Here is a 14,152-nt window from a genome sequence, read left to right as displayed (position 1 = left end):
AATCTGCGCCCCAAGCGCGTCGCCGCCCTGGAAATCCGTGATGGCGATCGGCAGCGGCTCGACATTGCCCTTGTTGACGTTGAGCTCGACCAGCGCCAGCGCCGGCAATGTGCTGGCAGCGGTCATGCCCATCGCCATTGCTGCGACCATCAGGAGCGGCTTGAGGATTGATTTCATGTCTTCTCGCTTCTCGTACTGATTTTCGGATACCCGGGCCTTAGAGGCCCAGCATCTCCCTTGGATCGAAGGTGACGCGGACGTCGGCCCAGATGTCCTGCTTGCCGGCGGGAACTTGCAGGCCGGTGACATCGCATTTTTGCACCGCACGAACGGCACTTTCGTCGAACTGGCGGTTTCCGCTCGACGTTTCGACCGCCGGGCGTCCATCCAGCTTGCCGGAGCCATCCAGGTTGAACCGCACCACGACGACGAAGTTCTCGGAACCTTCAAGGCCCGCGGGAAGGGTCCAGCAGCCGCCAAGCTGGCTTTCCAGAGCACCCATTTCGGACCTGGAAAGCTTCTGGCCCTGATCCTTGTCGCCGCCGAGCGACGCCTGCTGGGTCGAGCGCTTGGCGCCACCGCCGGATGGTTTCTGCTTGTCGAGGAGCGCGGAGATCTCGTCGGCGTTGAATTGCTTGTCGTCGGACTTCGGCTTCGACGACGCTTCCTTGACCGGCTTGTCGGCGTTCTTGCGTTCCGGCGCCTTGGCGCTTTCGGCCTGCGCCGGCTGCGGCTTCGGCCGCGCTTCCGGCGCGGGAGCGGAATCCGGCAGCTGCGTCGCCTCGGCGGGCGGCTCCTGCGCTATGGCTTCAGCGACGGCGTCAGGCTTGACCTCGGGCGTCGGATCGATGGCAGCAGTCTTGTCCTGCGGCGGCGGGGTTGGCGCCGGCTTGGCCGGTGTCGGCTTGGGGTCGGCCTGCTTGACCGGCTCGGGCTTGACCTCTTCCTTGGGCGTCGGCGCCGGCGCCACTTCCGTTGCCGGGGTGGGCTTGGGCTTCTCCTGCGGCTTCGGCACGTCCTCGGGCTTCGGCTTTTCGATCGGGGTCGGCGCGGGCGGCGGAGCCGAGGTCGTGTCGACGGGCTTCGGCTTGGCTTCCGGCGTTATCGGCTTGTCGGTGTCGACGCTGTTCTCGCCGACCTTCTGCGCGTCCGGAACGATGTCCGGGCGCTGCGTCGGCACAGGTGCCGGCTTTTCATGCATCACGGCCTTCTTGTCGCCCTGCAACGTCTGCGCAATGGCTTCCATGGGCACGATATCGACCGCCACCGACTCGACGTCGGACGACGGAAGTGCCGCCGGCGCCGTCAGCGTGAACAGGCCGAAGGTCAGCGCCGCCGTATGCAAGATCACCGATGTGGTGAGGCCGGTCTTCATCGCGCGTCTATTGGTCCTGTTCCTGCAGTGAAACCAAGCCGATGTTCTTGTAGCCAGCGGCCGAAATGCGGGCCATCACCTTCATCGCCGTACCATAGTCGGTGGACTTGTCGCCGCGGATGAAGATGCGCTCCTCATAGCCGGTCTTCGAGATTGCCTGCAGCTTGGCCACCAGCTCCTCGATCGGGATCTCGGTTTCCTGCAGATAGATCTGGCCGGCGGCGTTGATCGAGACGGTGATCGGCTGCGTGTCGGCATTCATCGCCTTGGCCTGCGTATCCGGCAGGTCGATCGGCACGCCGACCGTCAGCATCGGTGCGGCGACCATGAAGATGATCAGCAGCACCAGCATCACGTCGACCATCGGCGTGACGTTGATCTCGGACATCAGCGCATGGTGACGGCCGCGCCGCCTGTGGCCGCGCCCGCCGCGCCCTCCCATGCCCATGGACATACCCATCTGCTACTCCTCAGGCCTTGGGGGCCACTTTTTCATCGATTTGGCGCGAGAGTATGGCGGAGAACTCGTCGGAGAACCCTTCCATGCGCACGGCTATCTTGCTCGCATCGGACGACAGCTTGTTGTAGGCAATGACGGCCGGAATGGCGGCCAGCAGGCCGATGGCCGTCGCCAGCAACGCTTCGGCAATGCCGGGCGCAACCACCGCGAGACTGGTGTTCTTGGAGCCGGCGATCGCCTGGAACGAGGTCATGATGCCGATGACGGTGCCGAACAGGCCGATGAAAGGTGCCGCCGAGCCGGTGGTGGCGAGGAAACCTAGGCGGCCTTCCAGCTTTTCCATCTCGCGGGTCAGCGCCAGGTCCATCGCCTTGTCGATGCGGGTCTGCAGGCCGAGCGGCGACTTGGCGCCCTTCTCGAAACTCTTCTTCCACTCGCGCATGGCGGCGACGAAAATGGCGCCCATGCCGGTGGTCTTGCGATCGGCGAGCGTGCGGTAAAGCTCCTCAAGCGACTGCCCCGACCAGAACACCTGTTCGAACCGGTTGAGCGCCAGCCGCATGCGGGCATAGGAAACCAGCTTGTCGACGATGATCGCCCAGGTCCAGACCGAGGCGCAGAGCAGGCCGATCATGACCAGCTTGACAACCCAGCTGGCCGAAACGAACAGCGACCAAACCGACAATTGCGCGCCCGGGTCGGCGAGTGCGATATTTTCCATCGTTACGTCCTTAAGATTTTCCGGGCGAAGCTGGCGGCTGGCCCCTGGCATCCCTTGTGGTCGGTTCGCACGAAGCTACCGGAACAACCCCAAACTGTGCCGTTATCGGCCTTTTCGGGGCAAATATTGGTGAAAGGAAGGCGTTCGATAACGCCAATCTTCACCAATCTCTTCATGAACCGTTATGGTTAAGGATGGGTTAGTATATAAGGCGCGGCGCATTGCCACGCCCAATGGCAAGGCCATCAATTCAATGGCTGCGCCTAGGGTGTGCTGAGATTCAGGTCAGGCCGAGCCGAAAACGGTAGATTCCGAGAACCGGAGCGGAGCGTACTTTTCGTACGTGAGCACAGTTCTACCGCGATGCGGTAGAACGGGGAAGCGCAGGAAGCTGCTGTTTGCAGGCCGGTATCACCTGAATATCAGCGCACCCTCGGCATGAATGCCGCCACCCATTCTCTGGGAAAACGCCTTGGGCGGCCATTCTCACCGATGATCGCCGCCTCGACCTTGGCCTCGACCAGCAGTTCGTCGCCACGCTTGAGTTGCTGCGCCATGAAGATGCGCGCGCCGGAAATCTCCTCGGTGCGAGTGTCGACCGTCAGGATGTCGTCGATACGGGCGGGGCCGCGAAAGTCGATCTCCATGCGCCGCACCACCCAGACTATTCTTTCGCCATGCTTGCCGTCGGCAAGCTCTGTGTGGTGCACGCCGGTCAGCCGGAGATAGTCGGAGCGACCGCGTTCGAAGAATTCGAGATAGCGCGCATGGTAGACGACGCCGGAGAAATCGGTGTCGGCATAATAGACCCGCGCCATCAGCCGGTGGCCGAACGTGGTCAGCGCGCCGGAAAGCCCGGCCAGCAGCGTCGCCGATTCACCATGATCGCCCATTGCGCTTCCTTTTTCAGCCCCGACGAGGCACCAGTTTCCCGCGGAACATAACATCGGATGGCACTGTTGACGGCGATGATCAAGAGTTTGACGGCGGCGCTGTTCGTGCTCGTGGCTTTGGCGCTGCCTGGCCAGGCCGCGACATTCTCGATGAAGCGCGGCCTCAACCTCGACCAATGGGTCACATGGCCCGGCGAAGACCAGTGGGGCGACGCCAAAGCCATCCTGCCCTATCCGGAATGGCGCAAATTCCTTGGGGAGAACGACCTCAAGGCGCTGAAGGATGCCGGCCTCGATTTCCTGCGCATGCCGGTCGACCCTTCGCCTTTCCTGTCCGACCAGACCGTGGCCTTGCGTGACGACCTCTATGCCAGCGTGCTGGACTCCGTGCGCATGATCAACCGCGCCGGGCTGAAGGTGGTCGTCGACATGCACCTGATCCCGGCCGGCGGCAGCCGCAAGATCGGCATGGCGCAAGTGATGGACGACCCGCGGACCTTCGACGCCTATGTCGAGATGGTCCGCAAGATGGCCCGCACGCTGGCCGGCGAAGACCCCACCCAGGTTGCCTTCGAGCCGATGAACGAACCGATCGTCGACTGCGACAGCGACGGCACCAGCCTGTGGCCGGACCGCCAGCGTAAACTGTTCGCCGCGGCGCGATCCTCGGCGACGAAACTGACCTTCGTGCTGACCGGCGCATGCTATTCCGCGGCGAGTTCGCTGGAGAAGATCGATCCCAAGACGATCCCTGACGACAATGTCATCTGGACGTTCCACTCCTACGATCCGTTCCTGCTCACCCATCAGGGCGCGACCTGGGCCGGCGACTTCATCCCCTATGTGACCGGCCTGCCTTACCCGCTGAGCGCGGTGCCCAAGGCACAGCTCGACGTGACGCTCGACACCATCCGCGCCAGGATCAAGGCCGAGGCGCCGTGGACACGGCAGAGCGGCCTGCTTGCCTATCTCGACGAACAGGTCGCCAGCATGGATAGTCCCGACAAGTTGCTGGGCCTCATGGATGCGCCGTTCAAAAAGGTCGAGGCATGGGCGAGTGCCAATGGCGTCAGGCCTGAAAACATCACGCTGGGCGAGTTCGGCATGATCCGCCAGGAATATGGCAATTCCTATGTGATGCCCGCCGGGTACCGGGCCGCCTATGTCAGGGACATGATCGGGCGTGCCGAAGCACATGGCTTCTCATGGTCGGTGTGGAGTTATGGCGGCGCCTTCGGCATCGTCGACGCCTTCAATGGCGACAAAGCCGAGCCGGATGTGATGGACGTGATCCGCGGGCTGCATTGATCGCTCAGCCAAGATCGACCGAGAAGATTCCGGGCGCATTCAAAAACGTACCGACGCAATGCTGAGCCAATACCCGAGACGACGGGCGGCGCACTGGAAAATTACTCTTCCTGGAACAGGTTGATCTGCTGCTGTGCCAGATCCTTCGGCGCGTCGAGGCCGAGATGGCGCCAGGCATTGGCCGTCAGCATGCGGCCGCGCGGCGTGCGCTGGATGAAGCCCTGCTGGATCAGATAGGGCTCGATGATGTCCTCGATGGCATCGCGCGGCTCTGACAGGCCGGCGGCGATCGTCTCGATGCCGACCGGCCCGCCGCCGAAATTGCGCGCGATCATGCTGAGATACCGCCGGTCGAGCGCGTCGAGGCCGAGCGCATCGACCTCCAGCCGGGTGAGCGCCTCGTCGGCGATCTTGCGGTCGACATGGCCGTCGCCGGCCACCGAGGCGAAATCGCGCACGCGGCGTAAGAGCCGGCCGGCGATGCGCGGCGTGCCGCGCGCGCGCCGCGCGATCTCCAGCGCACCGTCGTCGCCAAGCGGCATTTGCAGGATGCGCGCGCCGCGCCGCACGATCTGCTCCAGCTCCTCGACCGTGTAGAAATTGAGCCGTACCGGAATGCCGAAACGGTCGCGCAGCGGATTGGTGAGCAGGCCGAGCCGCGTGGTGGCGGCGACGAGCGTGAAGCGGGCAAGGTCGATCTTGACCGAACGCGCCGCCGGTCCTTCGCCGATGATCAGGTCGAGCTGGAAATCCTCCATCGCCGGATAAAGGATCTCCTCCACCGCCGGGCTCAGCCGATGGATCTCGTCGATGAACAGCACGTCGCCTTCCTCGAGATTGGTCAGCAGCGCGGCAAGATCACCGGCCTTGGCGATGACGGGACCCGAGGTCGAGCGGAAATTGACGCCGAGTTCGCGCGCCATGATCTGCGCCAGCGTCGTCTTGCCGAGACCGGGCGGCCCGACGAACAGCACATGATCGAGTGCCTCGTTGCGGCCCTTGGCGGCCTCGATGAACACTTTGAGATTGGCCCGCACCGCCGCTTGGCCGACGAAATCGTCGAGCGTCTGCGGCCGCAAGGTCTGCTCGGCATCCTCGCCGCGTTTTTCCGGCGCAATCAGGCGGGGCGACAGGCTCATGACGCCTTCCTTGCACACGGCAAGGAGCTGAACAAGCGACGGTTCACCGCGCCAGTTCCTTCAGCCCGAAGCGGATCAGCTTCGGCGCATCGGCATCCTCGCCCGCCGTCTTCAGCGCCGCCGCCACCGCATTGGCGGCGGTGTCGCGCGAATAGCCGAGATTGACCAGCGCCGAGACCGCATCGGTGATCGGCGCGGATGCCACGCCGTCGCCGAGTTCCTGCTTCAGCCCGATGGTGCCCGAGGCGGTGCCGGCATAGGCCGGCGCCTTGTTCTTCAACTCGGTGACGATGCGCTCGGCCACCTTCTTGCCGACGCCGGGTGCGCGCGACACCATGGCAATGTCGCGCAGCGCAATGGCGTTGGCGAGGTCGGCCGGCGCCAGCGTCGACAGGATAGCCAGCGCCACCTTGGCGCCGACGCCCGGAACATTGTTCATCAGCAGCCGGAACCACTCGCGTTCCAGCACCGACTGGAAGCCGTAGAGGCGCAGCATGTCCTCGCGCACATAGGTCTCGATAAACAGCACCACCGCTTCGCCCGGCGAAGGCAACGCCGCCAGCGTACGCGCCGAGCAATAGGCGACGTAGCCGACGCCATGGATGTCCACGAGGCAATGATCCTCGTCGACCTCGTCGAGCGTGCCCTTGAGCTTGCCGATCATGCCAGATCTTTCATGGAAGATAGGCCCTCATGGGTGCGTTTCAGGAGAGATGATGTCGAGGTCGGGAAAATAGCTGCGGTAGCGAGCAGCGTCGCGGGTCAAAAGACGATGTCCAGCGACGGTCGCGTGAGCGCCGATAAAGAAATCGGGCAAGGTTCTTTCCCTGACGCCACCGGCCCGGCGATAGCGGGAATGCGTCACGCCGGCAAGGAACGCCGCGTCCCAAGATACAAGTTCGCGATCCATCCCAAGCATGTCGACTGCTTTTCGAAGCGCCGTTTCCGTCGCAATCAGCGGCGCCAACTCGGACCAGACGATCGTGTTGACCACCAACGCGCCGTCGCGGCGGCAGGAGGCGATTGCCGATGCCGACCATCCTTTCATCGGCCCGGCTGGACCCCAAACGTCGATCAGGACATTTGTGTCAATCAACGTCGAGATCTTCACGCGGCCCCCTCAACCACTCCATGTACTGATCGGTGGTCATGCCTCCCAGATCCAACGTCCCCTCCATCCGGTCGAGGACATCGCTGAACCTGCGCAATTTCTCTTCCTGGGAGAGGTTCTCGTTGACGGCAACCAGCCGAACGCCCTCGTCGGTGGCCACGAACTCCACCTCGGAGCCCGGGGCGATGCCCAGACGGTCCCTTATCGGCTTGGGGATTGTGACTTGCCCCTTGGTGGTCACGCGCATGGTAATACCTCTGCGGTATTACTTATCCCTGCAGCGTGAACAAGTCAAGAACATAGCTAGCCGGCCAGCGCCATCCTGTAGGCCACGCTCTGCCGGTGATGCGCGTGGCAGATGGCGATGGCGAGCGCATCAGCGGCATGTTCGGTATCGAAGACGGCTTTTGGCAACAGCACCTTCACCATCATGTGGATCTGCTTCTTGTCGCCATGGCCGACGCCGATCACTGCCTTCTTGACCGCGTTGGGCGCATATTCGGCAACGACGAGACCCGCACGCGCCGGCACCAGCATGGCGATGCCGCGCGCCTGGCCGAGCTTCAGCGTTGCCACCGCGTCCTTGTTGACGAAGGTCTGTTCGACCGCCGCCTCGTGCGGCATCGCGCTGTGCAGGATTTCGGCCAGCCCGTCATGCAGCTGGCACAGCCGCGTTGCCAGCGCCGCCTTGTCGTCGGACTTCACGGTCCCGGAAGCAATGAAGCGCAGCGAATTGCCGAGGCTTTCGACGATGCCCCAGCCGGTGCGTCGAAGCCCAGGATCGATACCGATGATGCGAATCGCTTCCGCCATTTGCCGAGTTTACCTCCGGCCCACAGCGATGCCAGCGAAATGTGAACAAACCGGAAACAGAAGACAGACCGGGGTCTAGCCCCGAGCGAAAGCCGTGTTGAGCAGGCTGATCTGGTCGGAAACTGGATTGAGGCGGCGAGCCATCGGTTGCATGTCGACCAAGGCGCCCGAGCCATAGATCTCCTCGTCCATGCGGCGCACCAGTGCTTGCAGGCGCAGCGAGCGGGTGACGAGATCGAGGAAATCCTCGGGCAACTCGGCCCAGCCGGCGGCTTCGTCATGGGCGGAAGCGGTGTCGAGACGCACCTTGGACTTTTCCGACGCGACCTGGTCGCGGGTCATCTCGCCGGAATTGGCGGCGCGCTGCAAAAGCAGCCAGGACGCAACCTGCATCAGCCTGGTGGTCAGCCGCATCGATTCGGCCGCATAGAGCGTGGCGCCCAGCCGCGACAGTTTCTTTGCCTCGGCCCGGCCCTTGCCGTCGAGATATTCGGCGGCCTGTTCGACCAGGCCCATGCCTTCCTGGTAAAGCGGCTTGAAGGATTGCGAGAACACCCGGCGCTCCGCCAACTTGACGGTTTTTGCACTGCCCTTCGAAGGCTCGTTCATTGATACGCCCCTGCACTTGCAACCGGCCGATTCGGCTCCCTGCCGATACACCCGGAACCCTATCTGACTGAAGCTTGAAAATGCGCTTCGTCACCGGCGAAGGCAAGCACATGTTTAACAGAAGGTTAACGGCGAGCCGCCATTGGGCGGCCCCGCTGAGATGCGGACAAAAAAGAGAAATGAAGACAAAAAAAGAGCCGCGGATAAGGCGGCTCTCAGGAGTTTAACAGGGAGGCGTCAAACAAAGTGGCTCCAACCACTCGGTAAGAATCCAGATCACTGGATGAACATAGTAAACACCTGTAAAGCTTAATGAAGCCTTAACGGCGCGGATTTTTTTGACCGAACGCCGCCATACTGTGCCATAACAGGACAGCATTCCCGGCCTCAGGCTAGCTCAGGCTGCCCTCCAGATCGCCGGCACAGCCTCACCTTAACTCAGGTCCAGCTCAGGCCGTCCTCCAGACGGCCGGCAGCGCGATGAAGGCGAACAGCAGCATGGCTGCGTAGAAGCCCATCGAGGAGGCCGCCACCAGCGGTTCGATCGCGGCATTGCCGGCAAGCAGGAAATAGAGGCCGATCAGCAGGCCGATGCCGCTGATTGCGGTCAGCCAGAAATGAACGGTGGCGAGCGTCTTCTGCCCGATGGCAGGGAACAAATGGTAGAAGAAGGCGAAGACCGCCGACATCAGCCATCCGGCCACCATCGTGTGGGCGTGAGTCGGCATCTGGCCGTGATCCTGGCTGATCGACATGTGCAGGCCGAGCGCCATGCCGCACAGCGAATAGATGACGGCCAGTGTGAAGAAATTCCGTGCTACCCCTTGCATGTCTGTCCCCCGAATTGCCTTTTCCCGTTTGCGGGAATGGGTTGATCGTCAGACGACTTTTGTCGCCACCGGGCTCCCGGCGTCGGCGCATTAGCATCGGCGATGTTTCCGGACGATGTCGCGCCAACCCCTCCCGACGATTCGTACATTAGCAGGAAATCAGATAGCGCGTTCACTATCTCAGCCGCTTCTTCATTGCCTGAAACAGATCCGGTTTTTTCGCGACATCGTTCCGAAACAGGCGCCACGCTAAACGCCCGCTCCTCTGACGGCCGGCGCAAATCAGCGCCGCCGCAACCTGACCGGAACACTGCAGGAGCAACCCATGGACTGGTACACGATCGTCAAATTCCTCCACGTCACTACCGCCATTCTGTGGGTCGGAGGCGGCTTCGTGCTGTTCCTGCTGGGCATACTTGCCGAGCGGGCGGGCAACATCGAGGAAAAACTGCAGGCAATGCGCGCCAGCGGTCAGCTGGGCGGCAGGTTCTTCGCGCCGATGTCGATGCTGACGCTGATTTTCGGCCTCATCATGTGCTGGTTCTGGGTCGGCTTCTCCAACCTGTGGATCCTCATCGGCCTGGCCGGCTACGCCACGACCTTTTCGAGCGGCATGTTCATCTTCAAACCGACCGGCGAGCGCATGGGCGCAATGATCGCCAAGGAGGGCGTCACACCAGAGGTTCTTGCCATCGGCCAGCGTATGATGAGCGCGGCGCGCTTCGACTATGCCGTGATGGTGGTCATCATTGCCGACATGGTGCTCAAGCCGACCGTGCATGACATCGGCATCCTTGCCGGGATGGTGCTAGCCGTCTTGATCGGCGCCACACTGGCCTTTGGCGGCAACCGCCGTCTCGTGCCGAGCGCTGCCTGACCCTGATGACGGGCGGCGGCGCAGCCGCCTTTCTACATCAGACCTGCGATGCCATCCCACAGCAGCTTCAGTGCAACGACCGCGACGGTTGCATAGGTGAAGGGATAGAAGGTTTCCGGCCGCATCCGCCGCACCAGCCAGGCCCCGGCAATGGTCGACAGCGGCGCCAGCGGCATCAGCACCGCCGATGCCGTCAGATTGGCGGTGTCGAACTGGCCGAGCGCGAAATAGGGCACCAGCTTCAGCGCATTGGTGGCGGCAAAGAAGATCGCGGCGGTGCCCGACAGAACCTTCGGATCGAGCCGGATCGGCAAGGCATAGACCTGGAAGGGCGGGCCGCCGACATGGGCTACGAAACTGGTGAACCCGGCGACCGTGCCCCAGACCGCGGCGGCCACGCGGTTGGGCGCGGCAGCGTGATCGGCGCCATGGCGGAACTGCAGATAGAGCCAGCGCAGGACGAAGACGATGGCGACGGCGCCGACGATCAGCCGCACCGCCTCTTCGGTCACCAGTGCCGCCGTCAGCCAGCCAAGGCCGATGCCGATGACGGCACCCGGCATCATGTCGACCAGCATCTTTCTGTTATAAACGCCCCACCATGTCCATACCGAGACGATGTCCATCAGGCACAGGATCGGCAGCAGGATGGCCGCCGCCTGCACCGGCGGCATGGTCAGCGCCATCAGCGGCACGCCGACGAAACCGACGGCGCCGCCAAAGCCGCCCTTGGACAGGCCGACCAGAAAGACCGCCGGAATGGCAGCCGCATAGAACCACGGATCGAGAAGCAGGCCTGACATGGGAGGGGGGACTGGTCCGGAGGGAAAGCGGGTCGACGCTTGAATAGCCCAGAATGCCCGGCGGAGCGACAGCAAATATGAGCGTGGCGGCGGCACACTCGGCCGACGCCGGCCAGTGCCTAGCGCCGAGCCGAGACCAGCAGGAACATCGGCCGCTCGAGCTCTTCCGCCAGTTCCGGCTTGGCTGCGATTTGCGCATCGGTCGGCCGGAATTCCTCGACATGGCCGATGGTGAAGCCGAACCGGATCAGTGCGTTAAGGGTGGTGCCGATCGTGCGGTGATGTTTCACCACGCCCTTGGCCAGCCAGTCGGTGCTGCGCGGTCCTTCCACCAGATATTGGTCGACAGGCCACGTCTTGCGGCCTTCGCTATCGATCACCCAGCCGGGTTTGGTCGGCGCCATGAAGATCGGATGTTCCGTCGAAAAGACGAAACGCCCGCCAGGCGCCAGGGCCCGATGCACGGTCCCGAACAGACGCGACACATCCTCGACATAGTGCAAGGCGAGCGAGCTGTAGACGAGATCGAAGCTGGCTTCCGGCAGGCTGAGCCGATCGAGATCGGCCGTCTCATAGCTTATGCCAGCATCGGGGCCGGCGGCCCTTGCCCGGGCAAGCATCTTCTCCGACAGATCCAGGCCAAGCACCTGCGCCGCCCCATGCTCGCGAGCCCAGCGGCAGAACCAGCCGAAGCCGCAGCCGAGATCGACGACCCTCAAGCCGCCGACATCGGGCAGCATGGCGCGCAGGGCCGGCCACTCGGCGGCACCCTCCAGCCCCGCGACCGAACGGCCGAGCTGGCTGTAGCCTGCGAAGAAATCCTCACGATCGTATATATTCTGCGCCATGGTTCCGGCCTCGTTTGGCCGGCACACTAACCAACCGGCCACCGGCTTTCCACCCAACTCGATCAGGAGGCCTGCAAGACCTTTGCCCTATCCCGAGAGGCGGTTGCGTCAAGCGGCGGCGGCCGACGCCGGATCGGCTGCGCCTTGATAATGGCGGTGCTTGTCTCCGCCTTGTCGGCGATACGGTCCAAAATCCCGTCGAGATCGCCGATCGATCGCACGAACAGCCGGGCGACGAAACAGTCATCGCCCGTCACCTTGTCGCATTCGCCGAATTCGGGAATCTCCTCGATCAGCTTCTGGACGATGTGCAGCTTGCCCGGCAAAGGCCGGATGCGCACGATCGCCTGCAGGGTATAACCGAGCGCCAGCGGATCGATCTCGACAGTGAACGCCCGGATGACGCCGCGCTCCTCGAGCCGTCGCAGCCGCTCCGAAACGCTTGGCGACGACAGCCCGACCTGGGCGGCCAGTTCCTTCAGCGAGGTCCGTGCATCCTTGACCAGGATTTCAAGGAGATTTCGGTCGAGATCGTCCAGCATCTTTTTCTTTCCCCGATAGTTTGGAGTTTTCTCCTAATGTAATTAGGCCAACCGGCCATACACCCTTTCCAATCAGATGGAAAGCTTTGCGGCAGCATGAGATTATGGCGGCTCAACCGATATGGAGGTTTGTTGTGAACGAAACGGTGCGCGGCACGGTCGAAATGTCAGCCGCAATGGCCATCCTGGGAACGATCGGATGGTTCGTCGTCCTGTCCGGCCAGCCGATCATGGATGTGGTGTTCTGGCGTTGCGCTTTCGGTGCGCTGACGCTGCTCATCATCTGCGCCGGGCTGGGATTGCTGCGCAACAGGCTGTCGCTGCGCATCATCGGCATCGCCGCGCTCGGCGGCGTCGCCATCGTCGTCAACTGGCTGCTGCTGTTCAGCGCATTCTCGCGCGCGTTGATCTCGATCGCCACCGCTGTCTACAACACGCAGCCTTTCATGCTGGTCGGCTTCGGTGCGCTTTTCTTCGCCGAGCGGCTGACCCTGACCAAGCTGACCTGGCTGGCCATCGCCTTCGCCGGCATGGTTCTGATCGTGCAGTCGGCTCCCGATGCCGGCGATATCGGCACGGATTATTTCACCGGCATCGTCATGGCGCTGGGCGCGGCTTTCTTCTGGGCCGTCGCCGCCATCGTCACCAAGAAGCTCAAGGGCACGCCGCCGCACCTCATCGCGCTGATCCAGGTCTGCGTCGGCGTCGTCATGCTGGCGCCTTTCGCCAATCTTGCAGAGCTTCCGGCCGATGCCTGGAGCTGGACCATGCTGGCGACGCTCGGCATCGTCCATACCGGCCTGATGTACATACTGATGTACGGCGCCATCCAGAAGCTGCCGACGCATCTGCAGGGATCGCTGTCCTTCATCTATCCCGTCGTCGCCATCCTGGTCGATGTCGTCGCCTTCGGCCATCGGCTGCATCTGAGTCAGGTCGTCGGCGCCACCGCCATCCTGATCGCCGCCGCCGGCATGAATCTCGGCTGGACGCTGTGGAAGGGCAAACCGCCCGTGGCGAGCCCGCACCCGATCAAATGAAGCGCCCCGCCGGATGCCCGGCGGGTCAAACATCGCGATCCCGGCTGCCCGCCTGTTCAAAGCGGGCACTTTGCTCTATGCCGCAATCCAACCATCTTCGCCCGGCATAGGCGAAACGCGGGACCCGAAGAACCATGAATGAAGCAACGCCCCCCAATCGCTGTCGCATCGTGCTGATCGCGCCGTCCGGCGTGCCGGCGGCCCGTATTGTCGCGGCATTCGATGGCGGCGATGTCGCTTCGCTGATCCTGCCCGAGAACGGCATGGATGAAGCCTCCTTCCAGGCTTTCGCCGAACAGATCGTGCCGGCAGCGCAAGCCGCCGGCGTTGCTGTCATCATCGCCGGCGACACCCGCATAGCCGGCCGCGTCCAGGCCGACGGCATCCATGTCGAGGTCTCCAAGGCCGAACTTGCCGAGACGATCGAGCATTTCCAGGCAAAGATGATGGTCGGCACCGGCGGCGCCAAGACACGTGACGACGCGCTCGAGCTTGGCGAGACGCGGCCAGACTACATCTTCTTCGGCCGCTTCGGTTACGACAACAAGCCCGAACCGCACCCGCGCAACCTGTCGCTCGGCGCATGGTGGGCGGACATGATCCAGATCCCTTGCATCGTCATGGCCGGATCCGACATCGCCTCGGTCGAAGCGGTGGGCGCCACCGGCGCTGAATTCGTGGCGCTGTCGAGCGCCGTGTTTGCCGACGGCACCGATCCTGGGACAGCGGTCGCCACCGCCAACGCGCTGCTCGACGAGACCGCGCCGCGCTTCGAGGACTGAA

18 protein-coding genes and 1 pseudogene are annotated in these 14,152 nt (G+C 63.2%); 4 read left to right on the top strand and 15 right to left on the bottom strand.

Annotation, left to right across the window (positions count from 1 at the left end):
- The 5 genes and pseudogenes from tolB to ybgC all read right to left on the bottom strand — a co-directional run.
- Window positions 1-177: pseudogene (gene tolB, locus EOB80_RS35220) on the bottom strand (Tol-Pal system protein TolB); the annotation flags it as partial.
- Between the two features lie 40 nt (window positions 178-217).
- Window positions 218-1,375, bottom strand: coding sequence for a TonB family protein (locus EOB80_RS11080; protein ID WP_127327631.1), 1,158 nt, complete (start codon window positions 1,373-1,375; stop codon window positions 218-220).
- Between the two features lie 7 nt (window positions 1,376-1,382).
- Complete coding sequence (gene tolR / locus EOB80_RS11075; protein ID WP_023811855.1) at window positions 1,383-1,835, bottom strand: protein TolR; 453 nt, start codon at window positions 1,833-1,835, stop codon at window positions 1,383-1,385.
- 10 nt (window positions 1,836-1,845) lie between these two features.
- Complete coding sequence (tolQ, locus tag EOB80_RS11070; RefSeq protein WP_013529145.1) at window positions 1,846-2,556, bottom strand: protein TolQ; 711 nt, start codon at window positions 2,554-2,556, stop codon at window positions 1,846-1,848.
- Window positions 2,557-2,978: 422 nt separating this feature from the next.
- A complete protein-coding gene (gene ybgC / locus EOB80_RS11065) occupies window positions 2,979-3,449 on the bottom strand; it encodes a tol-pal system-associated acyl-CoA thioesterase (protein WP_127269539.1) in 471 nt (156 codons plus the stop codon).
- A gap of 57 nt (window positions 3,450-3,506) precedes the next feature.
- On the opposite strand from ybgC, the gene EOB80_RS11060 reads away from it, so the two are divergent.
- Complete coding sequence (locus tag EOB80_RS11060; protein ID WP_127320887.1) at window positions 3,507-4,757, top strand: cellulase family glycosylhydrolase; 1,251 nt, start codon at window positions 3,507-3,509, stop codon at window positions 4,755-4,757.
- 101 nt (window positions 4,758-4,858) lie between these two features.
- Here EOB80_RS11060 and ruvB read toward each other — a convergent pair whose 3' ends face one another.
- The 7 genes from ruvB to EOB80_RS11025 form a co-directional block, all read right to left on the bottom strand.
- The gene (gene ruvB / locus EOB80_RS11055) at window positions 4,859-5,896 is read right to left on the bottom strand and encodes a Holliday junction branch migration DNA helicase RuvB (RefSeq protein WP_023811851.1); all 1,038 of its coding nucleotides are present in this window, start codon (window positions 5,894-5,896) and stop codon (window positions 4,859-4,861) included.
- A 43-nt stretch (window positions 5,897-5,939) separates the two neighbouring features.
- On the bottom strand, window positions 5,940-6,560 hold the full coding sequence (gene ruvA, locus EOB80_RS11050) for a Holliday junction branch migration protein RuvA (protein WP_013529140.1): 621 nt from the start codon (window positions 6,558-6,560) through the stop codon (window positions 5,940-5,942).
- A gap of 27 nt (window positions 6,561-6,587) precedes the next feature.
- The gene (locus tag EOB80_RS11045; RefSeq protein ID WP_127268491.1) at window positions 6,588-7,007 is read right to left on the bottom strand and encodes a type II toxin-antitoxin system VapC family toxin; all 420 of its coding nucleotides are present in this window, start codon (window positions 7,005-7,007) and stop codon (window positions 6,588-6,590) included.
- Window positions 6,985-7,254: an AbrB/MazE/SpoVT family DNA-binding domain-containing protein gene (locus EOB80_RS11040; protein ID WP_027162524.1), complete on the bottom strand. Its 270-nt coding sequence runs from the start codon at window positions 7,252-7,254 to the stop codon at window positions 6,985-6,987. Before EOB80_RS11040 ends, EOB80_RS11045 begins: the two co-directional genes overlap by 23 nt.
- A gap of 56 nt (window positions 7,255-7,310) precedes the next feature.
- Complete coding sequence (gene ruvC, locus EOB80_RS11035) at window positions 7,311-7,820, bottom strand: crossover junction endodeoxyribonuclease RuvC (RefSeq protein WP_127268489.1); 510 nt, start codon at window positions 7,818-7,820, stop codon at window positions 7,311-7,313.
- Window positions 7,821-7,895: 75 nt separating this feature from the next.
- Window positions 7,896-8,429, bottom strand: a complete 534-nt coding sequence (locus EOB80_RS11030) for a DUF1465 family protein (protein ID WP_127320883.1) — start codon at window positions 8,427-8,429, stop codon at window positions 7,896-7,898.
- Window positions 8,430-8,878: 449 nt separating this feature from the next.
- Window positions 8,879-9,259, bottom strand: a complete 381-nt coding sequence (locus EOB80_RS11025; RefSeq protein WP_127320882.1) for a hypothetical protein — start codon at window positions 9,257-9,259, stop codon at window positions 8,879-8,881.
- A 325-nt stretch (window positions 9,260-9,584) separates the two neighbouring features.
- On the opposite strand from EOB80_RS11025, the gene EOB80_RS11020 reads away from it, so the two are divergent.
- A complete protein-coding gene (locus EOB80_RS11020; protein ID WP_127327630.1) occupies window positions 9,585-10,136 on the top strand; it encodes a DUF2269 family protein in 552 nt (183 codons plus the stop codon).
- 32 nt (window positions 10,137-10,168) lie between these two features.
- Here the strand turns inward: EOB80_RS11020 and EOB80_RS11015 are convergent, their stop codons facing one another.
- The 3 genes from EOB80_RS11015 to EOB80_RS11005 all read right to left on the bottom strand — a co-directional run bounded on the left by EOB80_RS11015 (window position 10,169) and on the right by EOB80_RS11005 (window position 12,329).
- On the bottom strand, window positions 10,169-10,939 hold the full coding sequence (locus EOB80_RS11015; RefSeq protein ID WP_127327629.1) for a sulfite exporter TauE/SafE family protein: 771 nt from the start codon (window positions 10,937-10,939) through the stop codon (window positions 10,169-10,171).
- A gap of 119 nt (window positions 10,940-11,058) precedes the next feature.
- The gene (locus EOB80_RS11010) at window positions 11,059-11,787 is read right to left on the bottom strand and encodes a class I SAM-dependent methyltransferase (protein ID WP_127327628.1); all 729 of its coding nucleotides are present in this window, start codon (window positions 11,785-11,787) and stop codon (window positions 11,059-11,061) included.
- 62 nt (window positions 11,788-11,849) lie between these two features.
- Window positions 11,850-12,329: an Lrp/AsnC family transcriptional regulator gene (locus EOB80_RS11005; RefSeq protein ID WP_127268483.1), complete on the bottom strand. Its 480-nt coding sequence runs from the start codon at window positions 12,327-12,329 to the stop codon at window positions 11,850-11,852.
- A gap of 134 nt (window positions 12,330-12,463) precedes the next feature.
- On the opposite strand from EOB80_RS11005, the gene EOB80_RS11000 reads away from it, so the two are divergent.
- Complete coding sequence (locus tag EOB80_RS11000; RefSeq protein ID WP_127327627.1) at window positions 12,464-13,369, top strand: DMT family transporter; 906 nt, start codon at window positions 12,464-12,466, stop codon at window positions 13,367-13,369.
- A 134-nt stretch (window positions 13,370-13,503) separates the two neighbouring features.
- Window positions 13,504-14,151 carry a thiamine phosphate synthase gene (locus EOB80_RS10995; protein ID WP_127323222.1) on the top strand — a complete coding sequence of 216 codons (648 nt, stop codon included), beginning with the start codon at window positions 13,504-13,506 and terminating at the stop codon, window positions 14,149-14,151.
- Window position 14,152 lies beyond the last annotated feature (1 nt).

Origin of the sequence: Mesorhizobium sp. M7A.F.Ca.MR.245.00.0.0, assembly GCF_003997415.1 — a bacterium.
Classification (GTDB): Bacteria; Pseudomonadota; Alphaproteobacteria; order Rhizobiales; family Rhizobiaceae; genus Mesorhizobium.
The sequence above is the reverse complement of the archived record's forward strand: the minus strand, read 5'-3'. Positions and strand labels throughout refer to the sequence as shown.